The following is a 24,540-nucleotide window of genomic DNA, read 5'->3' on the forward strand; positions in this document are numbered from 1 at the left end:
TATGAAAATGCATTTTCAGTTGTATCGGTTCAACCCCGACGTCGACCAGAAGCCCTATATGCAGGACTATCACGTCGAGCTTGAAGACTCCGACAAAAAGCTGCTGGACGCGCTGGTGCGCCTGAAAGCAGTGGACGACACGCTGAGCTTTCGCCGCTCCTGCCGCGAAGGCGTGTGCGGTAGCGACGCGATGAATATCAACGGTAAAAACGGCCTGGCCTGTATTACCGATCTGCGTGATCTGAAACAGCCGGTCAAGATTCGTCCGTTGCCCGGCCTGCCGGTGATCCGCGATCTGATCGTCGATATGACCCAGTTCTTCAAGCAATATCACTCGATCAAGCCGTATGTGATCAACGACGACCCGCCGCCTGAGCGTGAGCGTCTGCAATCGCCCAAAGATCGCGAAGAGCTGGATGGCCTGTACGAATGTATTCTGTGCGCGTGCTGCTCCACCTCGTGCCCGTCGTTCTGGTGGAACCCCGACAAGTTTGTCGGCCCCGCCGGCCTGCTGGCCGCGTACCGCTTTATTGCCGATACGCGTGACACGCAAGTCAATGAACGCCTGGATAACCTGGAAGACCCGTACCGCTTGTTCCGTTGCCACACCATCATGAACTGCGTGGATGTGTGCCCGAAACATTTGAACCCGACCAAGGCCATCGGCAAGATCAAAGACCTGATGGTGAAACGCGTCGTGTAAGGGGCTACTGCGCGGCGGCATCTTGATGCCCGGCGATGCTCGAAATCCTCACGTACAAAACGTACGCTCCGGTTTCTGCGCTCCGACGGTCATGAAGCTGCCACCGCTCGCTACGCCCGACACATTGCGACGGCATGTTTTGAGCGGGCACTGTAACGTATAACCGGCGGGCAGCATGAACGAAATTGAAAAGAAGAAGGTCATCTGGCGCAGTCGGCGTGGATTGCTGGAGGTTGATCTGCAACTGGAGCGTTTTGTGCGCGACGTGTTGCCCGGCCTGGCTGACGCCGAGTGGCAACGTTATGCCGATATGCTGCTGCTTTCCGACAACGATTTGATGGATTACCTGAATGGCAAGGCGCAGTGTCCGGACCCGTACCTGGCGCCGATGATAGACCGGATTCGCGCTCATCAACACACAGACCTGGCATGAAGCCAGCGATGAAAACCCTGGAGCTTTGAAGCATGGAAAACAAAGTCACTCTGACTTATAGCGGCGGCACCATCGATCTGCCGGTGACGGCAGGTACGCTGGGCCCTGATGTTGTGGATATCCGCCAGTTCTCCAAAACCGGCATGTTCACGTTTGATCCAGGCTTTCTGGCCACCGCGGCGTGTGAATCGAAAATCACGTTTATTGATGGCGACCAGGGCCAGTTGTATTACCGCGGTTACCCGATCGAGCAACTGGCTGAGCATTCCGATTACATGGAAACCTGCTACCTGCTGATCAACGGTGAGCTGCCGAGCGAAGCGCAAAAGAAAGAATTCACCCGCATCGTGATGCGCCACACCATGGTGCACGACCAGATGACGCGTTTCTTCCAGGGCTTCCGCCGCGATGCGCACCCGATGGCGATGATGGTGGGTGTTACTGGCGCGCTGTCGGCGTTCTATCAGGACAGCCTGGACATCACCAACCCGCGCCACCGCGAAGTGACGATGTACCGGTTGATCTCCAAGATCCCGACCATTGCCGCCATGTGCTATCGCTACAGCAAGGGCCTGCCGTTCAACTACCCGAAGAACGACCTGAGCTATACCGCCAACTTCATGCACATGATGTTTGCCACGCCGTGCGAAGAGTACAAGCCGAACCCGGTGCTGGTGAAGGCGCTGGACCGCATCTTTATGCTGCACGCCGATCACGAACAAAACGCTTCCACCTCGACGGTGCGTCTGGCCGGTTCGTCGGGTGCCAACCCGTTTGCGTGTATCGCCGCCGGTATCGCGTGTCTGTGGGGCCCCAGCCACGGTGGCGCCAACGAAGCCGTGCTGAAGATGCTGGACGAAATCGGCAGCATTGATAACGTGCCGGCGTTTATGGAAGGCGTGAAGAACAAAACCCACAAACTGATGGGCTTTGGTCACCGCGTTTACAAGAACATGGACCCGCGCGCCAACATCATGCGCGAGACCTGCTACGAAGTACTGAAAGAGCTCGGCCTGGAAAACGATCCCAAGCTGAAGCTGGCCATGGCGCTGGAAAAAATTGCGCTGGAAGACCCGTACTTTATCGAACGCAAGCTCTACCCCAACGTCGACTTCTACTCCGGCATCGTGCTGACCGCGCTCAATATTCCGGTGTCGATGTTTACCGTGGTGTTTGCGCTGGCGCGCACCGTGGGCTGGATCAGCCACTGGAACGAAATGATCTCCGATCCGGGCATGAAGATTGGCCGTCCGCGTCAGCTGTACACCGGTTCGCCGCGCCGCGATTACGTGCCGGTGGAGCAGCGTGCGGGCTCGGCCACCGATCCGAAAGACATCTGATCGCAGCAGTAGCAACACACACGCGGGGCGCGGTGGGCAAGCGCCGCACCCGCAGTGGCAAACCAAAAACATAAGCATTATCCGTGGCTGACGGGCGTCAGCCACGATCGAGGCCCCGCACCAGGCAGAGCGGGGGAGTAGACAGGACACACTGGCCATGAAACGCGAGCTGGAACAGCTAGAACTCAATTCCCACCTGTTCGGTGGCAATGCCCCCTTTGTGGAGGACTTGTACGAACAGTATCTGGAAGACCCCAACCAGGTGGATGCCGGTTGGCGGGCGTACTTCGACAAGCTGCAACAGCAGCCGGGTAACAGCGGTCGCGATATCCCGCGCGCACCGATCGAAGAATCGTTCCGGCAACTGGCACGCCAGCCCCGAACCATGGCCGTACACGCGGCAGTGGCCGATGACTCGGTGTCGCGCAAACAGGTGGAAGTACTGCGCATGATGCAGGCCTACCGTTTGCTGGGCAGCCGCAATGCCACACTCGACCCGCTGTGCCGCATGGACACCGCCTACGTCGAAGAGCTTGATCCCAAATTTTATGGCTTTACCGAAACCGATATGGCGCTGCAATTCGGCACCAATATCAAATCGATGGAGCGCGCTTCGCTGGCCGAAGTGATGGCGTTTGCCAAGCAGACCTACTGCGGCAATATCGGCCTGGAATTCATGCACATCACCAATTCCGAAACCCGTAAATGGGTGCTGGAATGGTTTGAAGAACGTCGCTCCACGCCGTCGTTCAACGCCGAGCAAAAGCTGCGCATCTTCAAGCAAGTCACCGCAGCCGAAACGCTCGAACAATACCTGCACAAAAAATACGTCGGGCAAAAGCGCTTCTCGCTGGAAGGCGGCGATTCGCTGATCCCGGCTATGGATTACCTGGTGCAGATGGCCGGTGAGCAAGGCGTGCAGGAGATGGTGATCGGCATGGCCCACCGCGGCCGCCTTAATGTGCTGGTTAACATCCTCGGCAAGCAGCCGCGCGATCTGTTCAGCGAATTTGAAGGCCGCCCGACCACCGAACTGCCGTCTGGCGACGTCAAATATCACAACGGTTTCTCGGCCGATATCCCGACCGCAGGCGGCCCGGTGCATTTGAGCCTGGCGTTCAACCCGTCGCACCTCGAAATCGTCAACCCGGTGGTGGAAGGCTCGGTGCGCGCGCGCCAACAGCGTCGCGGCGACCGTGCGGGCGAACAAGTGCTGCCGGTACTGATCCACGGTGACTCGGCCTTCATTGGCCTGGGTACCAACCAGGGCACGTTCAACCTGTCGTCCACGCGCGGTTACGGCACGGGCGGCACGGTGCATCTGGTGGTCAACAACCAGATCGGCTTTACCACCTCCGACACCCGCGATACGCGTTCGACGCTGTATTGCACCGATATCGCCAAGATGGTTGAAGCGCCGATTTTCCACGTGAATGGCGATGATCCCGAAGCCGTGTGCTTTGTCATCCACGCCGCCATGGAATACCGCAAGACCTTCAAGAAAGACGTGGTGGTCGACATCGTGTGTTTCCGTAAACACGGCCACAACGAAGCCGATGATCCGTATCTGACCCAGCCTATGATGTACAAGCGCATCGCGCAACATCCGGGCGTGCGCAAAAAATATGCCGACAAGCTGATTGCCGAAGGCGTGATCCAGGCCGACCAGGCCGATGCGCTGATCCAGGCCTACCGCGCTGCGCTGGACAAAGGCGAGCACGTCGAAAGCACCACGCTGACTGACTACAAGCGCTCGTACGCCATCGACTTCAGCCGCTATATCGGCGCGCACTGGCGTCACCCAGTGACCACGGCCGTGCCGCAAGCCGATTTGGCGCGGCTGACCGAAAAGTTCACCACCGTGCCGGAAGGCTTCAAGCTGCACCGCACCGTCGAGAAAGTGGTGCATGACCGCCGCGAAATGGTGGCCGGCAATCTGAATATCGACTTTGGTATGGCCGAACATCTGGCCTATGCCACGCTGCTGACCGAAGGCTATCCGATCCGTATTTCGGGTGAGGATTCCGGTCGCGGTACCTTTAACCACCGTCACGCCGTGTTCCATGATCAGGGCCGTGAGCGTTGGGATCAGGGCGCGTTTGTGCCGCTGCAATACCTCAGCGACAACCAGGCGCACTTCACCGTCATCGATTCGATCCTGAACGAAGAAGCGGTGCTGGCGTTTGAATACGGCTATGCCTCGTCCGCGCCCGATGAGCTGGTGATCTGGGAAGCGCAGTTTGGCGACTTTGGTAACGGCGCGCAGGTGGTGATCGATCAGTTCATCACCTCGGGCGAAACCAAATGGGGCCGTCTGTGTGGCCTGACCATGTTCTTGCCGCACGGCTATGACGGCGCCGGCCCCGAACACTCGTCGGCCCGCGTCGAGCGTTATCTGCAACTGTGTGCCGAGCACAATATCCAGGTGGTGCAGCCGACCGAAGCCAGCCAGGTGTTCCACATGCTGCGCCGCCAGATGATCCGCCCGGTGCGCAAGCCGCTGATCGTGATCATGAGCAAGCGTTTGCTCAAGGCCAAGATGTCGGCCAGCCCGATCGACCAGTTCACCAGCGGCGAATTCCGCAACGTGATTGGCGACACCGCAGGGCTGGAAGCCAAAAAGGTGAAGCGTGTGATCGCATGTGCCGGCCAGGTGTATTACGACCTCGAAGCCGCCCGCAAAGAACGTGACATCAAGGACATCGCCATTGTGCGGGTGGAGCAGCTGTATCCGTTCCCGACTGAAGAATTGCGCGCCGAAATGGAAAAATACCCCAATGCGCGTGAACTGATGTGGGTGCAGGAAGAGCCGCGTAACCAGGGCGCATGGCATGCCATCCGCCATCGTCTGGAAGGCGTGATGCTGCCCAAGCAAACCTTGCTGTACGCGGGCCGCAGCTCGTCGGCTTCGCCGGCCGTGGGCTATATGAGCAAGCACACCGCGCAGTTGAAAGCCTTCCTTGACGAAGCCATGACGCTGTAACAACGCCGCCGTCCCCCAACGCTGTACCCGCTGCGCCCACGTAACGCGCGGCGGGGCCGAATACCCAATTGGAGAAACACTGCATGATCATCGAAATCAAGGTGCCGCAACTGCCCGAATCCGTTGAAGAAGCCACGCTGCTGCAATGGAAGAAAAAAGAAGGCGACGCCGTGGCGCGTGACGAAAGCATTATCGATATCGAGACCGACAAGGTCGTGCTCGAAATCCCGGCGCCGCAAGCCGGTGTGCTGGTGTCCATCGCACGTAAAGAAGGCGATTCGGTCACCAGCAATGATGTGATCGCAACGATTGATACCGATGCTGTTGCCGCAGGCGCGCCCGCTCCGGCCGCCGCCGCGCCGGCGCCGCATGTGGTGGAAGACAAAAAGCGCGTCGAAGCCGCTGCCGAAGCGCATGGCGTGGAAGCCTCGGCCGTGGGCTTTGGCACCGCCGTGATGCCTGCTGCCAAAAAGCTGGCTGCCGATGCCAATGTGGATACCTCCGGCGTCGCTGGTACGGGCCGTGGTGGTCGCGTGCTGAAAGAAGACGTGCAAGCCGCGATTGCCGGTGGTGGCAACAAGCCGACCCCGGCCGCACCGTCGCCCGCCAAAGCACCCACTCCGGTGCTGCTGCCAGCCGGTGATCGCCAGGAACAACGCGTGCCGATGAGCCGTCTGCGCCAACGCGTGGCCGAGCGCCTGCTGCAATCGCAAGCTACCAACGCCATCCTGACCACTTTTAACGAAGTGAACATGAAGCCGCTGATGGACCTGCGTAACAAGTACAAAGACCGCTTTGAAAAAGACCACGGCGTGAAGCTGGGCTTTATGGGCTTCTTTGTGAAAGCCGCAGTGCACGCGCTGAAAAAATACCCGATCGTCAACGCCTCGGTGGATGGCAGCGAAATCGTGTACCACGGCTATTACGACGTGGGTGTGGCCGTGGGCAGCCCGCGTGGCCTGGTGGTGCCGATCATCCGTAATGCCGACCAGCTGAGCCTGGCCGATATCGAGAAGACCATTGCTGACTTTGGCAAGCGCGCCCAAGAAGGCAAGCTGACCGTGGAAGAACTCACCGGCGGCACCTACACCATCAGCAATGGCGGCACCTTTGGTTCGATGATGTCCACCCCGATCATCAACCCGCCGCAATCGGCCATCCTGGGCATGCACGCCACTAAAGACCGCGCTGTGGTCGAGAACGGCGAGATTGTGGTGCGCCCGATGATGTACCTGGCGCAATCGTACGATCACCGCATTATCGACGGCCGCGAAGCCGTGCTGAGCCTGGTGGCGATCAAGGAAGCAATTGAAGATCCGGCGCGTCTGCTGCTGGATATCTAACCCTGCGATGGCGCGCCGTTCTGATCGGATGGCGCGCCCGACTCGATGCCCAAACAAGGTAAAAGAACATGTCGCAACAATTTGATGTACTGGTGATCGGCGGCGGCCCTGGCGGTTATGTAGCCGCCATCCGCGCCGCGCAGCTGGGCTTTAAAACCGCCTGCGTCGATGAATTCAAGAACGCCGAAGGCAAAGCCAGCTTGGGCGGCACCTGCCTGAACGTGGGCTGCATTCCGTCCAAGGCCTTGCTGGAATCGTCCGAGAACTGGGAACGCATCGAACACAAATTTGCCGCGCACGGCATCACCGTGGAAGGCGCAAAGTTTGATGTGAGCAAGATGCTGGAGCGCAAGCAAAGCATCGTCAACAAGCTGACCACGGGCGTGGCCTTCTTGCTGAAAAAGAACAAGATTGCCAGCCTGTTTGGCCACGGCAAATTGCTGGGCCGCGAAGGCGAGCAGTGGCAAGTTGAAGTCAGCCTGGATGGCCAGACCGAAGTGGTCAGCGCCACCCACGTGATCATCGCCACCGGTTCGGTGCCGCGCCAACTGCCCGATCTGCCGTTTGATAACAAAGTGGTGCTGGATAACGTTGGCGCGCTGTCGATTCCCGCCGTGCCGGGCAAGCTGGGTGTGATTGGCGCGGGCGTCATTGGTCTGGAAATGGGCTCGGTGTGGAAGCGTCTGGGTTCCGACGTCACCATCCTTGAAGCCGCGCCGGGCTTTTTGCTGGCCGCTGATGAAGCCGTTGCCAAAGAAGCGCAAAAATCGTTTATCCGCGATCTGGGCCTGAAGATCAGCACCAGCATCAAGATCACCAGCGCCAAAGCCAGCGCCGACAATGTAGCGGTGGAATGGACCGATAGCGAAGGCAAGCCGCAATCCGAAACCTTCGACAAGCTGATTGTGTCGATCGGCCGCGTGCCCAATACCTGGAACCTGGCCGCCGACAGCGTGGGCCTGAAGCTGGATCAGCGCGGCTTTATCGAAGTGGATGAAGACTGCCGCACCGCGCTGCCCAATCTGTGGGCGGTAGGCGATGTGGTGCGCGGCCCGATGCTGGCGCACAAAGCGTCGGAAGAAGGCGTGGCGGTGGCTGAACGCATTGCGGGGCAAAAGCCGCATATCGATTTCAACACCGTGCCGTGGGTGATTTACACCAGCCCCGAACTGGCATGGGTGGGCAAGACCGAACAGCAACTGAAAGCCGAAGGCGTCGAATATCGCAAAGGCCAGTTTCCGTTTAGCCCCAATGGCCGCGCGCTGGGCTTGGGCGAAACCACCGGCTTTGTGAAAATGCTGGCCGATGCCAAAACTGACCGCATCCTGGGCGTGCATATCGTGGGCCCGTTTGCCTCCGAGCTGATTACCGAAGCCGTGGTGGCAATGGAATTTGGCGCCTCCAGCGAAGACATCGCCCGCATCGTGCACGCACATCCGTCGTTATCGGAAGCCATGCACGAAGCCGCGCTGGGCGTGGACAAACGCGGTCTGCATTCCTGATTACCGCACCCTGAACTGATTAACACGGGAGGTGCGCGCTCCGGCCGCACCGCTTGCATCTCCAAAAGGAAATCTCATGAACCTGCACGAATATCAGGCCAAGGAACTGCTGGCCAAATACGGTCTGCCTGTCCAGCGCGGCATTCTGGCCCACAGCGGCGAAGAAGCCGCTGCCGCCTACGACACGCTTGGCGGCAAGTTTGCCGTGGTCAAGGCGCAAGTGCATGCGGGCGGCCGTGGTAAAGCCGGTGGCGTCAAAGTGGTGAAGAGCCGCGAAGAAGCCGCCGCCGAAGCCACGCGTTTGATCGGCACCAATCTGGTTACCTATCAAACCGACGCCGCTGGCCAACCGGTACACAGCGTGCTGGTGTGTGAAGACATGTACCCGGTGCAGCGCGAACTGTACCTGGGCGCCGTGGTGGATCGCGGCTCGCAGCGCGTGGTGTTTATGGTGTCGACCGAAGGTGGTGTCGAGATCGAGAAGGTGGCGGAAGAAACCCCGGAAAAGATCATCAAGATTGAAGTGAACCCGCTGGTGGGCATGCAACCGTTCCAGGCGCGCGATGCCGCGTTTGCGCTGGGCCTGTCGGGCGCGCAGATCGGTGCGTTTGCCAAGCTGATGCTGGGTGCATACAACGCGTTTGTCGAAAACGACTTCGCACTGTTTGAAGTCAACCCGCTGGCGCTGCGCGAAAACGGCGAGCTGGCCTGCGTGGACGGCAAGATCAATCTGGACAGCAACGCGCTGTTCCGCCACCCGGACCTGCTGGCGCAACGCGACAAATCGCAAGAAAACGAACGCGAAGTGAAGGCGTCCGAGTTCGAACTGAACTACGTAGCGCTGGAAGGCAATATCGGTTGTATGGTCAACGGCGCGGGTCTGGCCATGGCCACCATGGACATCATCAAGCTGAAGGGCGGCCAACCGGCCAACTTCCTTGACGTGGGCGGCGGCGCCACCAAAGAACGCGTGATTGAAGCCTTCAAGCTGATCCTGGCCGATGACTCAGTCAAGGGCGTGCTGATCAACATCTTCGGCGGCATCGTGCGTTGCGACATGATTGCCGAAGCCATTATCGCGGCCGTAAAAGAAGTGAACGTGACCGTGCCGGTGGTGGTGCGTCTGGAAGGCAACAATGCAGAGCTGGGCGCGAAGATTCTCGATGAATCCGGCCTCAAGCTGACTTCGGCCCAAGGCCTGAACGACGCAGCCGAGAAGATCGTCGCTGCCGTGGCCGCGCTGGCCTGATCACCGCACAAAGGATTCCGAAATGAGCGTTCTGGTTAATAAAGATACGAAAGTGCTGGTGCAAGGTTTCACCGGCAAGAATGGCACCTTCCACGCCGAACAAGCGCTGAAGGTCGGCACCAAGGTGGTCGGCGGCGTTACCCCGGGTAAGGGCGGCAGCGAGCATCTGGGCCTGCCGGTGTTCAACACCATGAAAGACGCGGTGCGCCAGACCCAGGCTGATGCCTCGGTCATCTATGTACCCGCAGCCTTTGCCAAGGATTCGATCCTGGAAGCGATTGATTCGGGTGTGCAGCTGATCGTCTGCATTACCGAAGGCGTGCCGACGCTGGACATGCTGTATGTAAAGAAAGCCGTGGACGAAGCCGGCATCCGCCTGATCGGCCCGAACTGCCCCGGCGTGATTACCCCGGGTGAATGCAAGATCGGCATCATGCCGTGGCACATCCACAATCCGGGCCGCATCGGCATTGTCAGCCGCTCCGGCACGCTGACCTACGAAGCCGTGGCGCAAACCACCGCGCTGGGCCTGGGCCAGTCCACGTGTATCGGTATCGGCGGCGACCCGATCCCCGGCACCAGCCATATCGATGCGCTGAAGCTGTTCCAGGATGATCCGGACACCGACGCCATCATCATGATCGGCGAAATCGGCGGCAGCGCCGAAGAAGAAGCCGCCGAATTTGCGCGCCAGTACGTGACCAAGCCGGTGGTGGGCTACATCGCTGGCGTTACCGCACCGAAGGGCAAGCGCATGGGCCATGCGGGCGCCATCATCTCGGGCGGCAAGGGCACGGCGGAAGAGAAGTTCAAGGCCTTCGAACAAGCCGGCATCGCCTACACCCGCAGCCCGGCTGAAATTGGCAAGACGATGTTCGATCTGCTGAAATCCAAAGGCATGATCTAAGCATTGATGTTGTGATGTTGTGGTGGCTGAAACGGCTCGCTGATGCGGGCCGTTTTTATTTGTGGCGGATGAGGTGGCCCGGTATTGTGGGGCGACGCAAATTTTGAGAGATGGCAATGCGACTGGCGCGATTTGGGGTAGCGGTAACGATGGCGGCGACGCTGTCCGCAACGTGGGCGGCCGGAACGTTGGTGGTGCCCAAGCAGATTGAATTTGATGGCAAGACCTACACGGTCGATTTCGAAAAAGCGATGCCGCAACAGGCCATCCACGAATACACCACCGACGGCGAGAAGGCCTCGACGTGGGACTGGACGCGGCTGCTGACGATCAACCAGCTGGACGTGGGCAAAGGCACGCTGGCGCAATGGGCGGAAGTAACGCGCATCAATCTGCAACGACAAAAACCCACGCCGTTTTTGATGTTTGATGTGCAGAAGGATGAAGCATGGGTGCGGATTGTGTACCCGCCCGAAAAAGCGCATCCGACCTATGAGGCGAATAGCTGGCATGCACGGCTGGTGGACGGCTGCGGCATGATGGTGGTGCAGTTTGCCCGGCAAATTGCCGCACCGGACGGGAAATCGGATGAGGCGCTGTTTGCCCAGGCGAAGGCGGCGACGGAACGGGATCTGGGGTTGTTGAAGGGGCTGGCGGTGGGGGCGAGTTGTCAGTAGCGGGGTAGGCTTGTGGCGCTGGATTTTGATGTTTGGCTGGTGTTGAACATGCCCTTAACCGCTTATGCCTGCGGGGCGCGCTTTGTTGTTCAGCGGGTGCCGGGGCAAGCCCTTGACCGCGTTTGCCTGCGGCGGGCGTTTTGATGTTCGGCTGGTGCCGAATAAGCCTTTGACCGCTTGTGCTCGGGGCGCTTGTTTTGATGTTTGGCTGGTGCCGAACAAACCCTTAACCGCTTGTGCCTGCGGCGGACGTTTTGATGTTCGGCTGGTGCCGAATGAACCTTTAACCGCTTGTGCTTGCGGCGCTTGTTTTGATGTTCGGCCCGCGCCGATAAACCTTAACCGCTTGAGCCTGCGGCGCATGTTTTGATACCCGGGGGGGCCCGGGAGCACGTCACTTTTCTTTGCTTCGCCAAAGAAAAAGTAACCAAAAGAAAGGCGACCCCACTCGCGAATCCTTCGCTCGCCAGGGGGCCCGCAGGTCAAAAGCCGAAACGGACCGTCTGTTACTTCGATGGCTCAGCTGCCGCTCCGCGGAACTTCGGTCGGACGGAGCCCCAAAGAACGGGTCTCCTTCCCCTCCCTCGACAGGTAATGCCTGCTGTTGGGACGCCGGGATTGCCTCGTTGCTGCGCAACATCGGGTGGGCGTGGTGGCGACGGGTAACAATGAACATCCGCACCGTGTGCTTAACGCACCCACCCCGCACGGCCACCGCCGACTAACTTGCCACCATTCCTTCCACGACGCTCCATAGGGTGGGTCAAGACCCACCACCCAAAGTAGCAAGCAAAAACGCCCGAGCCAAACGTCCGAATGTTTACCTTGCCGCATCGACATGCACGAACAACCGTGCGAAACGCCCACATGTTTGCTCCGTCCCGGAAGTATGCAAGAACAACCGGCCGAAACGCTCGCATGCTTGCCTTCTGGCGGAGGCATTCAAGAAACGTAGGGTGCGTTACCCGTAGGGCAACGCACATTTTGGTTATGCCACCGAAGTTGTGAAAGACGGGAAAAATCGGGATGGTGGCAAGGAATGACGGGCATGGCGTAGTCGGGGAAATGTGCGTTGCCCCTTCGGGGTAACGCACCCTACGTGTGCTTGCGAGCTGTGGTGAATTAGTGAGTTGAGTTGAGCCTTCTTGCGTTTGGCTTTGGGTGGTGGGTCTTGACCCACCCTATGAGAGGTTGGCGGTTTGTGGCGGGAACGGTGACAAGTTAGACGGCAGTGGCCGTGCGGCGTGGGTGCGTTAAGCAGGCGATGCCGATGTTCACTGTTACCCGTCGCCACCACGCCCACCCGATGTTGCGCAGCAACGAGGCAATCCCGGCGTCCCAACAGCAGGCATTACCTGTCGAGGGAGGGGAAGGAGACCCGGTTTTGGGGCTCCGTCCGACCGAAGTTCCGCGGAGCGGCAGCTGAGCCATGTGAGTGCACGACGGTCCGTTTCGGTTTTTGACCTGCGGGCCCCCTGGCGAGCGAAGGATTCGCGAGTGGGGTCGCCTTTCTTTTGGTTATCTTTTCTTTGGCGAAGCAAAGTTGCACGATAAGTCTTCACTGAAAACCAACGCGCAACGGGGCGCCCCCCGGTTTCAAAACATGCGCCGCAGGCTCAAGCGGTTAAAGATCTACCAGACACCAGCCGAACATCAAAACAAACGCCGCAGGCTCAGGTGGCTAAAGATTTACCAGACACCAGCCGAACCTCAAAACCTGCCCCGCAGCCTAAGCGGTTAAAGGTTCAAGAGTCCGGCAAAGCCGGACGTCCCAACCCACACCGCAGGCTAAATATTCAAAGTCCAGACCTACTAAAACCACATCGATCCCAAACCTCGAAAACATAACCTCGCAGCGCCCCCACTTATTTCCCGTTAGCAATCCGCTGCTGAATATGCTTCGCCCGATCCGTAGACGACGGATGCGAACTCATGATGCTGCTCTTGCCGCCATCCAGCGTCGCCAGTTTCTGGAAGCTGCTCACCAGCGCCTGCGGGTTGTAGCCCTTTTGCTTGAGCAGATCGAACGAATAATCATCCGCCTGGCTTTCCTGTTTCTGCGAGAACTGCGCGTTCACGAATTGCTCGCCAAAGTCGGCCAACTGCGATTTGCTCAGTGCCGAAACCGTCGAATTGCCCAGCGCGCCGACCGCGCCGCGCGCAGCGGCGACGCCGTAGGCGGTTTGTGCCGCTTTACGGCTGTGGCCCAGCGCGACGTGGCCGATTTCGTGGCCCAGTACCGCGCGCACTTCGTCGTCCGTCATCATGTCCATCAGGCCGCTGTACACGCGCACGCAACCGTTGGCCATCGCCCAGGCGTTGACGTCTTTGGTTTGATACACCTTGAAGTTAAGCGGCTGGCCCGCGATTTCGGTCGGCAGGCCCTTGCTGATGTTGTTCAGGCGTTTGACATAAGTGCTGCCCGCCGGGGCGATCTGCGATTTGGCGTCCATTTGCTGGCACGACTGGGCCGTCAGGGTGCGCATGTCGGCGTCGGTCAGCGTGGCGGCCTGGGCCACCTTGGTGCCGGAATCCAGCAGCGCGTTGGTATCCATGCCGCTGCCTGCGCAAGCGGACAGGGTGGCGACGGTGCTGCACAGCAGTGCATAGCGAGTGAGGGCTTTCATGGGTGTGTCCTTGTTGTATGCGGTTGTATCAATGCGGTAATCAGGTGCGCATTGTGCCGCAGATCGGTGCGCTTGCCATGTGGGATACCCCGCATAAGCTGACGGCGGCATTGCACTGGCGCAAAGCAAAAAGGCCAGCCTCAAGGCTGACCTTTTCCGTCCCTGCCACGACAGCCCATCCACCTTGCGGAGTGAATGCGGTTTGGCGCGATCCCGGTTTTTTTAAAAAAACAGAGGCTCAGAAAGAGATCGTCGCGGTAATCGTTGTGGAATAGGTGCCCGCTGCGGGCGTGCTCTGGGGCGCAATCTGGCCATAGACCGAAAGGGTTTGCGCGCTGCCGTTGCCCACACCGGTCAGTGCATCCACGCCCACGGTGTTGCCCCAGATTTGCGAGCGGCTGGAATCCTGGTATAGCTGGAATGCTACGGTAGGCCCGCCCGCACCCGCTTGTAACAAGCGACTGGAGACGGCAGAGCCAGTGACGTTGCCCGCATCCAGTCCGATGCTGTACGGCGCCGAATTGGTACAAGTAACACTCAGCTGCGTGCTTTGGTTGATGGCCGAGGTCAGTACGCCCTGAGTGCCGAAATTGAGTGCGGACGAGGTAATCGTGCACGCCGCCTGCAGCGTCAGGTTTACCTGAAACTGCGAGGTCTGCGTGGTGAGCGCCATGGCGTTCTGCGCGCCGATCAGCCCGAGGGCGACGGCCAGAAGGCCTGCGAATTTACGTGTCGTTGGGGTAGTCATGCTGTCCGCTCCGCAAGGGATGGCCGCCGTGGGTATTGCAGCAAACACGGTGGCGATGGAATGCATTGTGCGGACGGCGGCGCAGGCGCATAGCTAGCATGGCTCCTGGCCAGGACAGGTCCTGGGGCGGAGTGCTCACCGCAACGGCGGCGAGATCGGGTCAATCAGAAAGTGATGGTAGCGACGGCGCTTTGCGCGGTGTTGGCCACGGCGGCGTGCATGTTTTGCGTTTGCGCGGCGCCGGGGATGGCGGTTTCCGGCTGGACTTCGGCGCGGCTGAGGGCCGAGCGGGTTTGATGCAGGCTCGGGTTGCTCACCTCAACCTGGTACGGCGTGCGCGACGAGCAGCTGACGTTAACGTTGCTGCCCACCTGACCCGCCAGTGCTTGTTGCGAACCCACGGTACAGACTGAAACCACGGTCAACGACACTTGCAGGGTAGCGTGATCCGCCGCATTCGCCGTCGGCAGCAGGGCGCAGGCAGCCAGCGTCATGGCGACGGCGGCGGTCTTGGCGGAGATGCGGATGGAGTGGAATGCCACGTTTGAAACCCCTGTTTTCTTGCAATAAGTGTCAACTTGCGACTGCGCATTTACGACATCTGCATATTGCCAGAGGCAGAATGCTTTGTCGCGTCAAATCCAGCAGCCGCGCCGTGTGCAGAGTGGTTTGCACATGGGGATATACGCGGGCGGTGCCGCACCGGATGCATCGGCTTGTAAGTAAAATTACGATTTTTTGCGATTTCGTGATTTTCCTTGCACAAAAATTTGTAAGGTTTCAGAAACGCCTTGTCGGACACTTTCCTACATGCAATGGGTCGGGGGGACAGGGCGGTTTGAACTACTGATTGCGTGCAAGCTAATAGTGGCAAGGGTTGCAGCGCCCATAGCAGACAAAATCCCTGCTGCAACACCAGGGTGGCTCCTGGGCAAAATCAGCGCGCGGAACGCTGGAACCTGGGAGTGCTCCTGGCCAGGCGTGTAAGGAGCGCGCCTGGGATGAGCGCCCTGACAGCGGTTTCATCGCCTGACAAACGGTATGTCGTTTTGAGGTCAACCCGGGAGAACACCCAGGTTTTGCACCTAGTTACCCGAGACCGGGTTGCAGGTGAGGGGCCCCAGCGTAGGTAGCGGATTATCCGGGGTGGGGGTGTAGTCAAAGCTCACTTCGCAGCGCAGATCGACGTCATCCACGCGGATGGTGTTGTGCGCCACCAGGCCTTCTATAAAGGCCACGCCGTCAAAGCCGACGACAAATTCGCGGCCGCTTTGCAGATCGCGTACGCCCAGGCCCGCGGGCAGCGGGTTGCCTTTAACGTCGTGCAGGATGACGGTGGCGGCGCGATAACGGCTAACGGGGAAATACGCCATCGCGCCCGAACCCGCTTGCGGCACGATCTCGGAATCCGTGGTGGTCAGGCGCGCATCGGCCGGTAAATTGACGCCGTTAATGGCAACGTGATTGGTCTGCCATGCAATCAGATCAGGCACCAGCAAGTGGCCATTGCTGTTGGTGACGCCAATCGGGCGATATTCATGCAGCACCTGCACGCCTTCCATGCCATCGGTGCTGACCAGGGCAAAGGCATCGCTGATACGGCGCGCGGCGATCACATCGCTGTCCATCCAGACCAGCGCGCCGCTCATATCCAGCGAGTAATTGCGCTGGCCGTTACTGTTTTCTACCGAGCCCAGCACTTCGCCATACCGGCCCAGGTAGTTGGCGCGCGCTTGCTGGTAGGGATTGCCGGCATTGTTGTTGTCTTGCACGGCCCAACCCAGCCCACCGCTGTAATCGGCCGGGCGCGCTGCATTCAGGCCCCAGCTGCGCTGGCCGTTGGCGGTGCTGAGCGACGCCGACGCGGTAATCTGATTGGGCAGCGCAAAGTTAAAGCTGGCATAGCCGCCCGATTCGCCGCTGCGGGCAAAGTCGCGATACAGACTAAGCAGAAAGCCGATATTGCGCGATACCTCCAGGTTGTAGCTGAGCGAACCCAGCCGCGTAATCTGCTGCCCCTTTTGATGTTGCTGCACCAGGCTGAACGAAATGGTTTGCTGGCCCCACAAGGGCAGCGACAGCGCCACCTGGTCGGTTTCCAGCAACACGGGCGAACCGGTGACGGCGGCCAGATCGCCAAAGTTGGAGGTGGCTTTCTGCGTTTGCGCGGTAATGCTGAAATGCGGCGTGATCAGCTGATAGCCAAGTTTGAGCTGCAGGCCGGACAACTCACCACCGCTGGCCGACGCAGCCGCATTGACGACGCCCATATTGCCCAGCTTGACCAATACTCCCGCGCCCGCATTGACCAGGCCGCGGCTGAGCTCGGTGTGGCCTTCCACGGTCAGTTCTTTGCTATAGCCATAGCGGCCGGTGGCGCTGACGGCGGGGTGGCTGTAGTCGTAATCGAATGAAGTCAGGCCGTAGTTTTGCCGTACAAAGCCGCTTTCGACCGAGAAGCTGGATAAACCGGGGTTGAGCAAACGCGTGTCGACATAGATCGGCACGGTGGTGGTCACTTCGCGGCCTTGCGCGTCTCGCACCACTACGGTGGCGTTGCCCGCGCCGACAATGCCGGGCGGATCATGCGTTACAAACGGCCCGGCGGGCACGTCGCCGCTGTATTGCTTCATGCTGTTGATGTAAACGTCCACCGAGGATGGCACCGCCGTACTGCCGCCCAGCGCCGGCACCGGAAACGTAATCAGATCGGGCCGTAGCGAGAAATTGCGCTGATATTGCACGCCGCCCAGCCGGACCGAGCGCGTCCAGTCCAGCGATGAACTGACCGAATCGCCCACCCGCACCGTGGTCAGGTTCTCGGGATTGGAGTGGCTGAGCGTGGTATCGAAACGCAAATAGTATTTGCGCGCCGGCGTGTCATAGAGCGTGCCAGTGGTGCTGGCCACGCCCAGTGGCGCAAAGGCGCGCGCCTCGCTCCACAGCGAATAATCGCGGGTGTTGCCGCTGCCTTGGGTAAACAGATCGTAATTGATGACCATGCCCAGACCGCTGCTGGCGGGCAGCAGGCGCGGCTGGACGCGGCTGATGTCCACCGCCTGCAGCATGGTCTCGGGCACTTTCAGGTCTAGCGTTTGCCGCGCCGATTGATACTCGTAGGTGACGTTGGGAATCTGGTCGAGCGAAATGGTAGCCGCATCGTCGGCAATGGAAGCGGGCGGGATAATGCCCAGCGCTTCCAGGTCCTTGCGCCGTACCATCAGCTCGCCCTGGTATTCCAGAAAATGCGCCACCGAGCGCGTCGGCGTGCCGTTAACCGTCACCTCCGGGTACACATCGTGTGGCAGATCCATCAACGGCAACGGGTCGTCGGCGGCATGAGCACCGGCGGTGATCAGGGCTGCGAGCAGTGCTGCGGCCTGTTTTGTTATGGGTAATGGCGCCGAGGTCAGGTCAATGTTCCTCCGCGCTGGCCACTTCAATCGGCAGATCGCTCGGCATGCCATTGATGGTGGCCGTAACATGCGCGCCCGCCAGATCGGCTGCGGCGACGGCCGGGATGTCCCAATTGCGTTGCTGGCCTGCCAGCGTATAGCCCAGCAAGCCCTCGGCAATGGTCACTTTCTTGCCTTGCGCTGTCACCAGCGTGGCGCTGCTGATGCGCGCATGCAGCTTGCCGCGGTTAAGGCTACGCAACGTAAGCAGCTTGCCTTTGGGCGCGACCGTCCATTTAAGATCGGGCTGCGGCGTGCCGGGGGGTAGCACAAACACCGGGATCGAATAACGCAGGCGCAGGCGCACATTGTTTTGCTGGTCGATCCGGCCGCCCGGCAATTCATCCACCAGCAAGCGATAGCTTTGTTCTTCCGTCACCGACGCGCCATTGGTGCGCACCAGCCGCACCAGCTGCTCGCCTTGCGGATCGACCTGGATAATCGGCGGGCTGGCCACCACGTCGGTGGCGGGCACCAACTGATCTTCGCCATCGACCTGGCTCCAGCGATACACGCGCACCTGGCCATTGACGGCTTCGTCGCCCGGGTTGCGCAAACGCAGGCCCGCAGCGGTCTGGCCCTGCTGCATTTCCAGCAGGATGGGCGAGATCTGCAAGTAATTGGCGGCAAAGCCGGCATGGCTGAGTGCAAAGGCCACCACGGCCAGCACGCAACGGTGTAACGGTGCCGAGTAACGTCGCACGATGGGTTTTCCTTAAGCATGAATGAGGGGCGACTGCGCCCGGTCGGAATCGCGTCCCTGTGCCTCTTATTCAATAAGAAAATAGGCCAATTGCAAGTTGCCGCACCGGCGTGGGGCGCGGGTTTTGCGGCGGAAATCCGGCGTGCGCTGGCGGGATGAAGTGCTTGCCGTCGTCAAAGAAATCAAAGGCTTAGCTAAACCTCGCTATAAAAGCCTTTAAAATCAGACGGCTGGCTGGGGATGGACGGTAGCGCAAGGCGCAAACGGTTGCGGCGCGTGGCATTGATCCGCAATGCAGACCCGCCCAAGCGCCGCGTAGAAGTTCATGCAAATAAACTGATAAATCCGACAGCCGTGTATGTGTTTGCTGGGCCGCTGGCGTGGCAAGCCCGGCGCTATGGCCTTAGCGCGGTAGCAACTGGCTGAGCTCAGTGGGGCTGGCAAACAGCCAGTCGGGGCTTTCCGCTTCCAGTTCCGCCCGGCCGCCGTGGCCCCACAACACGCCGGCGCTATGCAGACCGTTGCGTTTGGCGGCGGTGATATCCACCGCGCGATCACCAATCATCAGGCTGGCGTTGCTCGCCACGCCTGCGGCTTTCAGCGCTTCGATCTGCTGCCATTTATGCACGCCAATTTCGCCACCGCTGACAAAGCCGAAATGCTGATCCAGCTGGAACAGCTTGAGGATGCGCTCGGCAAAATCCGCGCGTTTGGAGGTGCATACGCCCATCGGCACGCCCGCGTCAGTCAGCGCTTGCAAGGCAGCCGGGATTTCCGGGTAGAGCGCATTTTCGGCATAACCGACATCGCCGTAACGCTCGCGATAGCACATCACCAGTTCGGCAATATGCGCGTCCGACTGGCTGCCGGTGATGGCGCGAAACGAGATATCCAGTGGCGGGCCAATCCAGCGGCTGATTTCGGCTTCGGCCTGCAGCGGGTAACCGTATTGCTGCAAGGCGTGGTTGATGCTGCGGCCGATGCCCTGGATGGGGTCGGTGAGGGTGCCATCAAGGTCAAACAAAATCAGATCGTAGTTCATGGGGTTGAGCTTTAAGAGGATCGAAGAGGTTGCTGCAGAAAGCGGCTGAGCACGCGCCATTGTTCCAGTTTTTCAGCAAACGGGCGCGTATGCGCCGGGCTGCTGGAAGGCAGCAGGATGATTTCGAGCCCAACGGGCGGGGCAAGCAATTGTTTGAGGCCGATTCTGGCGGCGGTGCCCCCGTTGAAGGCCACCGCGCGCAATTGCGGCAAAGTGGCGATCAGGGCGCTGAGATCGTTGGCGGCGTGGTCGCGGATATTGCTGTCGAGGCTGCCAGCGCGGGTGGCTTCGGCCACCACATCCCACAGGCCGACGTGATGGTCGAGCAAGGTCTGCAGCCGCGTCTCGTAATCCTGGGCGGGCAAATCAACCTGCAGCACGCCACCGAGCAAATGCCAGAAGCGGTTTTGCGGATGGGCGTAATAGCGCGCGGCGGCCAGCGATTTTTCGCCAGGCAAACTGCCCAGCACCAGCAGCCGCGTTTGCGCGTTTACCACCGGCGGAAAGCAGCGCTTGAGCGTCATGCCGCGCGCGTGGCGGCCAACATGGCGCTGGCGTCAAAACCCAAGCGCAAACCGCCCCAGTGCCGGCCATTAACCATAATCGGCACGTCCAGTTCGGTCATGATTTCGCCCGTATCGCGCGCATAGGTTTGCAGTAAAAAGCGCTGTGTATTGCGGGCGGCGCGCAAGCCTGCGGGATCATTAAAGATACGTTTGTCGCGGCTGTTGATCAGGTCAACCGCAGCATCGCCCGTGGCCGCTTTGGAATACCAACTGTTATGCGTGGCGCCATAGCCATTGGTATCGACAGCCAGACTGAACTTGCCGCCCACGGCGGTGCGCGCCAACTCGTCAAACAGCGGTTGCAGCGCCTGAGCAAAGGCCTGATCCCAACTGGTGGAATACTTTTGCGGCTTGCTGCCCGCCACCGGCCGATATTGCTGATCGAACACGTTAACGCCGCTGCGCGCCAGTGCCTCGATGCGTTGCTGCACCTGATCGCGCATGCGGCTGGCCAACTGGATATTGGCGTCCAGATCGCCCTGGCCCACGGTAAAGCGGCCGATCAGTTCCTGTACTTGTTCGGCCGCGCGCGCCAGGTCTTGCGACGACTGCGCCGAGCGGGTCATGCGTTCGTTGACCGCCAACGACAAATCGTGGATTTGCGTGACGTTATGGTTGACTTGGTCGTTGGCCACGCTGAACTGCCCCAACGTGGTGGCGATGCCGGACAGCGCGCTGGAGGTCTGTTCAAAGTCGGTGACCATGCGGGTAAATTGCGCCGACGCGCCTTCGACCACTTCGCGCGTGTGCTGCGCGTCGTGTGTGATCAAATGCGTTTCGTCCAACGTTTCCGCCACTTGCGCCAGCATGTTGTCGATGTTGTGCGAGATATCGTCGGTGGCGACGCCGACCTTCTCCGCCAGTTTGCGTACCTCATCGGCCACCACGGCAAAGCCGCGGCCGGTTTCGCCCGCGCGGGCGGCTTCGATGGCGGCATTGAGTGCCAACAGATTGGTCTGGCTGGCAATTTCCTTGATCAGATCGACAATCGACTTGATGCTGGCCGAGCGCTGATTAAGCCCGTCCACCGTCTGGTTGAACGTGGCAATGCGAGTGCTGATGGCGTGGATGCGCGCGGTCACGTCCTGCAATTCGGCATACGACGCGCGCGCCATCTCCAGGTTTTGCCGCGTGGTGGCGCTGATGTCCTGGGTGCGCGTCGACACATGGTTGATGCCTTGCGTGGTGCCATTGCTGGCGTCCACCACGGTTTGCGCCAGTTGATCCTGTTCTTGCGTCGAAGTGGCCGAATCCTTGATGTTCTTCAGCGATTTGGCGGCTTCCAGCGCAATGCCTACGGTCATGGTCTGCACGCTGGCGATCACTTCGCGTTGCTTGGCCAGAAAGCGGTTGCAGCTGAGCGCCAGCGCGGCGATTTCATCGGTGGTGATGACTGGCACATCGCGCGACAAATCGCCTTCGCCGCGAGCCACTTCGTTAAACACGCGGGTGATGGCGCCGACGGGGCGGGCAATCCAGAAATTGAAATAGATGACTTGCACGGTAATGAAAGCGGCCGCGCCAGCCAGCAAAATCCAGCCCCACAGCGCCAGATGTTCCAGTGCGCCGGTCAGGTCGGCAGCGGTGGCGGCATCGAGGTGATGGGCGCGAATCACCTCGGCCAGCTGGCTTTGCGCTGAAGTGGCGATCAGGGTAAGGGCCAGCGGAAACAGCAGGAGTAGATAGAGAAAGGCAAACTTGCGGTTGAGCGTAAACAGCAATGAGCGCTCAAGCGCCGCATGAAACTGATCGATCCATTGCATCCCTGGAACTCCCCCGGATGGCATGCGCAATGCATACCTGTTTTTATATAAGGATGTATGAAAGTGCAGAACCGTTAGATACGGCAACGCCGGCGAGCCAGGTCGCCGGCGGTTGGGCGGTCTCCGTCAGAGCGACCGCGCTACAGGGTGCAACGCATTAGTCCGCGAAGGCGGATTGCAGGTCTTCCAGGGTCAGATGCCAGCGTTTGAGCATATGGCGGAACACCACCAGCTCCACGTCGCTGAAATCATTATCAGAACGCGCAATGCCCAATGCGATGGCGGCCACCATCAGACGCTTGCGGCCATCGTCCACGCTATCGAGCAACTGATCGATACGCTCGGCATCCACCAGGCGGATATTGCCGTCTTCGGATGCGTCGTCGCTGAGGTCGTTGCAGTAATCCTGCAGTACCGTGATAAAGCCCTTGCGCGTGATGTCGAGCGCTTCGTACACACGCAGGTGTTCGAGTTCGTCGATTTCAGCAGGGTCGAAATTGCCGTCACACATCATCTGCATGACGAGAATGCGCGCCATGGCTTCGGCGCTGTTGTTGGCGTACTTTTTCATACCGCTTGATCCTGTAGTGGGCGTGTCAGTCTGGCGGCCCATGCGGCGGGCAAGCTGGCCAGTTTGCGTGCGTTGTAGTCAAAAAATGTAAGCCCCGTTTTGGCGACAGCCACCCGCCGCGGCGCAGTGCCGGTGTCGGGGCTGATGGCGTTAACGGTGTAATAAAGATCAAAGCCGGCGCGCCAGGGTTCCGCGCCCGCCATCGAAATCTGCAATGTTTCGCCCAGAAATGCCTCGCTGCGATAGTTGATGGCAAGGTCATTCATGATGATGCCGGGCTCGCCATCGCGGCCGGTCTCGGTTTGATCATAATGCGCAAAATACTGCACCCGCGCCTCATGCAGCAGACCAATCAGCTCTTGATGGCCCAAGTGTCCGCCATAGTTGATATCAGTCACCCGAATGGTCAGCTCAGTAGCAAAGTCCACCCAGTGCGGCGGTTCAAGTTTGATGCGGGCCATAACGTGTTTGGGGTATGCCGGAACGGTGCGATCGAGTGTATTCGGATGCCTGCGCCGCCGCAACCGCCGGGCCCGATCTGCTAGACTTGCAGCCATAACAACAGCACCCGTCTCAGCGGCAACAGGAGGTATCAATCATGTACCAACGCATTCTGGTTCCGGTGGACGACAGCGCCACCAGCACGGCGGCACTGCGCGAATCCATTCGTTTTGCCATTGATCAAAAAGCCTGCGTACGGCTGATTCATGTGATTGATCTGGCGCAATTTGCGTGGAGCGCCAACGAGTTTCTGGATGTGCCGCAATTGCAGGATTCGCTGCGTAAAAGCGGCGAACAACTGCTGGCGCGCCATGCTGAAGTGCTGTCAGCGCAAAACATCAGCGCTGAAACCGCCTTGCTGGAAGCCTGGGGCGGCAATCTGGCGCGCAGCATTGTGGACGATGCGGCCGCCTGGAAAGCCGACGTGCTGGTGATGGGCACGCACGGCTACAGCGGCCTGACGCATCTGCTGCTGGGCAGCGTCGCCGAAGGCGTGATGCGGCATACCCAGGTGCCGATTCTGCTGGTGCGGACTCCGACTGATGGCTGATGTGATTCCGCTGCAGCCTGTGGGCGCGCCTACTGTGCTGCGCACCGATGACCACGCGCGGGACAGCGCCGGCTTTACTTATGTGTATCCGGTGATTTCGCGCCGCGCGGGCGGGGTTTCGATCGGCATCAACCTGAATCCCAATAACGCTTGTAACTGGGCCTGTGTGTATTGCCAGGTGCCCGATCTGCAACGCGGCGGCCCGCCGCCGATCAATCTGGCGCAACTTGAAGACGAACTGCGCGCCATGCTGACGCAGATCGTGCACGGCGACTTTATGCAGACCCGCGTGCCCGAGAATGCCCGCCGTATCAATGACGTGGCGTTTTCCGGCAATGGCGAGCCCACCATGAGCCCCGAATTTGGCGCGGCGTTGGTGGTGGTGGAACGGCAACTGGCGTCCTTCGGCTTGTTGGGGCAGATCAAGCTGGTGGTCATCAGCAATGGCAGCCAGATGTACAAGCCCGAAGTGCTGCAAGTGGTGGAGCATATCGGTCGCATCAATGGCGAGTTGTGGTTCAAGATCGATCGCGCGCCGCAAGATGGCTTTAGCGCCGTCAACCAGGTGCAGTTAAAGCGCGATGCGGTGGCGCGACATCTGGTGGCGGCTAGCGCGCGCTGCGCGACGTGGATTCAGACCTGTATGTTTGCCGTGGATGGCCAACTGCCCGATGAAGCGGAGCTTGCGGCATATGTGCAGTTTGTGGGGCAGTTAAAGCAACAGGCGCCGGGTTTGCATGGCGTGTTGTTGTATGGACTGGCGCGGCCGTCACTACAACCGATGGCGCCGCGTTTATCGGCTGCGGATGCCGACTGGATGCAGGCCCTGGCAGCGCGGATCGCTACTCAAGGCCTGGAGGTAAAGCTCAGCGTTTAG

General features: G+C 59.9%; 22 protein-coding genes. 11 read left to right on the forward strand and 11 right to left on the reverse strand.

Translation table 11 applies throughout. The features are described 5' to 3' along the window. Positions 1-7: 7 nt before the first annotated feature. From WG78_RS10335 to WG78_RS10375, 9 genes are all read left to right on the forward strand, one after another. Positions 8-703: a succinate dehydrogenase iron-sulfur subunit gene (locus WG78_RS10335; RefSeq protein ID WP_308417199.1), complete on the forward strand. Its 696-nt coding sequence runs from the start codon at positions 8-10 to the stop codon at positions 701-703. 175 nt (positions 704-878) lie between these two features. Further along, the gene (locus tag WG78_RS10340; protein ID WP_053937744.1) at positions 879-1,136 is read left to right on the forward strand and encodes an FAD assembly factor SdhE; all 258 of its coding nucleotides are present in this window, start codon (positions 879-881) and stop codon (positions 1,134-1,136) included. A gap of 32 nt (positions 1,137-1,168) precedes the next feature. Next, positions 1,169-2,476, forward strand: coding sequence for a citrate synthase (gene gltA / locus WG78_RS10345; RefSeq protein WP_053937745.1), 1,308 nt, complete (start codon positions 1,169-1,171; stop codon positions 2,474-2,476). Positions 2,477-2,633: 157 nt separating this feature from the next. Further along, a complete protein-coding gene (locus tag WG78_RS10350) occupies positions 2,634-5,459 on the forward strand; it encodes a 2-oxoglutarate dehydrogenase E1 component (protein WP_053937746.1) in 2,826 nt (941 codons plus the stop codon). A gap of 83 nt (positions 5,460-5,542) precedes the next feature. Next, positions 5,543-6,802: a 2-oxoglutarate dehydrogenase complex dihydrolipoyllysine-residue succinyltransferase gene (gene odhB, locus WG78_RS10355; RefSeq protein WP_053937747.1), complete on the forward strand. Its 1,260-nt coding sequence runs from the start codon at positions 5,543-5,545 to the stop codon at positions 6,800-6,802. Between the two features lie 68 nt (positions 6,803-6,870). Further along, the gene (lpdA, locus tag WG78_RS10360; RefSeq protein WP_053937748.1) at positions 6,871-8,304 is read left to right on the forward strand and encodes a dihydrolipoyl dehydrogenase; all 1,434 of its coding nucleotides are present in this window, start codon (positions 6,871-6,873) and stop codon (positions 8,302-8,304) included. 76 nt (positions 8,305-8,380) lie between these two features. After that, a complete protein-coding gene (gene sucC / locus WG78_RS10365) occupies positions 8,381-9,553 on the forward strand; it encodes an ADP-forming succinate--CoA ligase subunit beta (protein ID WP_053937749.1) in 1,173 nt (390 codons plus the stop codon). A gap of 22 nt (positions 9,554-9,575) precedes the next feature. Beyond that, a complete protein-coding gene (gene sucD, locus WG78_RS10370) occupies positions 9,576-10,460 on the forward strand; it encodes a succinate--CoA ligase subunit alpha (RefSeq protein WP_053937750.1) in 885 nt (294 codons plus the stop codon). Positions 10,461-10,576: 116 nt separating this feature from the next. After that, on the forward strand, positions 10,577-11,137 hold the full coding sequence (locus WG78_RS10375) for an HI_0983 family protein (protein WP_152969146.1): 561 nt from the start codon (positions 10,577-10,579) through the stop codon (positions 11,135-11,137). A 54-nt stretch (positions 11,138-11,191) separates the two neighbouring features. Here the strand turns inward: WG78_RS10375 and WG78_RS22405 are convergent, their stop codons facing one another. The 11 genes from WG78_RS22405 to WG78_RS10425 form a co-directional block, all read right to left on the reverse strand. Beyond that, positions 11,192-11,500: a hypothetical protein gene (locus tag WG78_RS22405; RefSeq protein ID WP_152969147.1), complete on the reverse strand. Its 309-nt coding sequence runs from the start codon at positions 11,498-11,500 to the stop codon at positions 11,192-11,194. A gap of 1,502 nt (positions 11,501-13,002) precedes the next feature. After that, complete coding sequence (loiP, locus tag WG78_RS10380; RefSeq protein WP_053937752.1) at positions 13,003-13,764, reverse strand: metalloprotease LoiP; 762 nt, start codon at positions 13,762-13,764, stop codon at positions 13,003-13,005. A 238-nt stretch (positions 13,765-14,002) separates the two neighbouring features. Continuing rightward, entirely contained in the window at positions 14,003-14,512 is a 510-nt protein-coding gene (locus WG78_RS10385; protein WP_053937753.1) for a Csu type fimbrial protein, read from the reverse strand. 164 nt (positions 14,513-14,676) lie between these two features. After that, complete coding sequence (locus tag WG78_RS10390) at positions 14,677-15,054, reverse strand: Csu type fimbrial protein (RefSeq protein ID WP_053937754.1); 378 nt, start codon at positions 15,052-15,054, stop codon at positions 14,677-14,679. A gap of 543 nt (positions 15,055-15,597) precedes the next feature. Next, positions 15,598-17,826 (reverse strand): fimbria/pilus outer membrane usher protein, encoded by a 2,229-nt coding sequence (locus tag WG78_RS10395; RefSeq protein ID WP_053937755.1) that lies wholly within the window; start codon positions 17,824-17,826, stop codon positions 15,598-15,600. Between the two features lie 100 nt (positions 17,827-17,926). Beyond that, complete coding sequence (locus tag WG78_RS10400) at positions 17,927-18,670, reverse strand: fimbrial biogenesis chaperone (RefSeq protein WP_152969148.1); 744 nt, start codon at positions 18,668-18,670, stop codon at positions 17,927-17,929. A 403-nt stretch (positions 18,671-19,073) separates the two neighbouring features. Then, on the reverse strand, positions 19,074-19,712 hold the full coding sequence (locus tag WG78_RS10405; RefSeq protein WP_053937757.1) for an HAD family hydrolase: 639 nt from the start codon (positions 19,710-19,712) through the stop codon (positions 19,074-19,076). An 11-nt stretch (positions 19,713-19,723) separates the two neighbouring features. Next, positions 19,724-20,236 (reverse strand): DNA-deoxyinosine glycosylase, encoded by a 513-nt coding sequence (locus tag WG78_RS10410; RefSeq protein ID WP_053937758.1) that lies wholly within the window; start codon positions 20,234-20,236, stop codon positions 19,724-19,726. Beyond that, complete coding sequence (locus WG78_RS10415) at positions 20,233-22,041, reverse strand: methyl-accepting chemotaxis protein (RefSeq protein ID WP_053937759.1); 1,809 nt, start codon at positions 22,039-22,041, stop codon at positions 20,233-20,235. Before WG78_RS10415 ends, WG78_RS10410 begins: the two co-directional genes overlap by 4 nt. Positions 22,042-22,198: 157 nt before the next feature. Continuing rightward, positions 22,199-22,612 carry a tellurite resistance TerB family protein gene (locus WG78_RS10420; RefSeq protein WP_053937760.1) on the reverse strand — a complete coding sequence of 138 codons (414 nt, stop codon included), beginning with the start codon at positions 22,610-22,612 and terminating at the stop codon, positions 22,199-22,201. After that, entirely contained in the window at positions 22,609-23,073 is a 465-nt protein-coding gene (locus WG78_RS10425; RefSeq protein ID WP_053937761.1) for an acyl-CoA thioesterase, read from the reverse strand. The genes WG78_RS10420 and WG78_RS10425 overlap by 4 nt, the downstream gene beginning before the upstream one ends. Positions 23,074-23,210: 137 nt before the next feature. On the opposite strand from WG78_RS10425, the gene WG78_RS10430 reads away from it, so the two are divergent. Then, positions 23,211-23,663 carry a universal stress protein gene (locus tag WG78_RS10430; protein WP_053937762.1) on the forward strand — a complete coding sequence of 151 codons (453 nt, stop codon included), beginning with the start codon at positions 23,211-23,213 and terminating at the stop codon, positions 23,661-23,663. Continuing rightward, the gene (locus tag WG78_RS10435; RefSeq protein WP_053937763.1) at positions 23,656-24,540 is read left to right on the forward strand and encodes a radical SAM protein; all 885 of its coding nucleotides are present in this window, start codon (positions 23,656-23,658) and stop codon (positions 24,538-24,540) included. Before WG78_RS10430 ends, WG78_RS10435 begins: the two co-directional genes overlap by 8 nt.

The sequence above is a fragment of the Amantichitinum ursilacus genome, assembly GCF_001294205.1.
In the GTDB taxonomy this organism is placed as follows: domain Bacteria; phylum Pseudomonadota; class Gammaproteobacteria; order Burkholderiales; family Chitinibacteraceae; genus Amantichitinum; species Amantichitinum ursilacus.

What these genes read in the sequence shown, in the direction of transcription:
- WG78_RS10335 (WP_308417199.1), top strand. Translation starts at nt 8, where the DNA reads ATGCATTTTCAGTTGTATCGGTTCAACCCCGACGTCGACCAGAAGCCC.
- WG78_RS10340 (WP_053937744.1), top strand. Translation starts at nt 879, where the DNA reads ATGAACGAAATTGAAAAGAAGAAGGTCATCTGGCGCAGTCGGCGTGGA.
- gltA (WP_053937745.1), top strand. Translation starts at nt 1,169, where the DNA reads ATGGAAAACAAAGTCACTCTGACTTATAGCGGCGGCACCATCGATCTG.
- WG78_RS10350 (WP_053937746.1), top strand. Translation starts at nt 2,634, where the DNA reads ATGAAACGCGAGCTGGAACAGCTAGAACTCAATTCCCACCTGTTCGGT.
- odhB (WP_053937747.1), top strand. Translation starts at nt 5,543, where the DNA reads ATGATCATCGAAATCAAGGTGCCGCAACTGCCCGAATCCGTTGAAGAA.
- lpdA (WP_053937748.1), top strand. Translation starts at nt 6,871, where the DNA reads ATGTCGCAACAATTTGATGTACTGGTGATCGGCGGCGGCCCTGGCGGT.
- sucC (WP_053937749.1), top strand. Translation starts at nt 8,381, where the DNA reads ATGAACCTGCACGAATATCAGGCCAAGGAACTGCTGGCCAAATACGGT.
- sucD (WP_053937750.1), top strand. Translation starts at nt 9,576, where the DNA reads ATGAGCGTTCTGGTTAATAAAGATACGAAAGTGCTGGTGCAAGGTTTC.
- WG78_RS10375 (WP_152969146.1), top strand. Translation starts at nt 10,577, where the DNA reads ATGCGACTGGCGCGATTTGGGGTAGCGGTAACGATGGCGGCGACGCTG.
- WG78_RS22405 (WP_152969147.1), bottom strand. Translation starts at nt 11,500, where the DNA reads ATGCGCCGCAGGCTCAAGCGGTTAAGGTTTATCGGCGCGGGCCGAACA.
- loiP (WP_053937752.1), bottom strand. Translation starts at nt 13,764, where the DNA reads ATGAAAGCCCTCACTCGCTATGCACTGCTGTGCAGCACCGTCGCCACC.
- WG78_RS10385 (WP_053937753.1), bottom strand. Translation starts at nt 14,512, where the DNA reads ATGACTACCCCAACGACACGTAAATTCGCAGGCCTTCTGGCCGTCGCC.
- WG78_RS10395 (WP_053937755.1), bottom strand. Translation starts at nt 17,826, where the DNA reads ATGGATCTGCCACACGATGTGTACCCGGAGGTGACGGTTAACGGCACG.
- WG78_RS10405 (WP_053937757.1), bottom strand. Translation starts at nt 19,712, where the DNA reads ATGAACTACGATCTGATTTTGTTTGACCTTGATGGCACCCTCACCGAC.
- WG78_RS10410 (WP_053937758.1), bottom strand. Translation starts at nt 20,236, where the DNA reads ATGACGCTCAAGCGCTGCTTTCCGCCGGTGGTAAACGCGCAAACGCGG.
- WG78_RS10415 (WP_053937759.1), bottom strand. Translation starts at nt 22,041, where the DNA reads ATGCAATGGATCGATCAGTTTCATGCGGCGCTTGAGCGCTCATTGCTG.
- WG78_RS10420 (WP_053937760.1), bottom strand. Translation starts at nt 22,612, where the DNA reads ATGAAAAAGTACGCCAACAACAGCGCCGAAGCCATGGCGCGCATTCTC.
- WG78_RS10425 (WP_053937761.1), bottom strand. Translation starts at nt 23,073, where the DNA reads ATGGCCCGCATCAAACTTGAACCGCCGCACTGGGTGGACTTTGCTACT.
- WG78_RS10430 (WP_053937762.1), top strand. Translation starts at nt 23,211, where the DNA reads ATGTACCAACGCATTCTGGTTCCGGTGGACGACAGCGCCACCAGCACG.
- WG78_RS10435 (WP_053937763.1), top strand. Translation starts at nt 23,656, where the DNA reads ATGGCTGATGTGATTCCGCTGCAGCCTGTGGGCGCGCCTACTGTGCTG.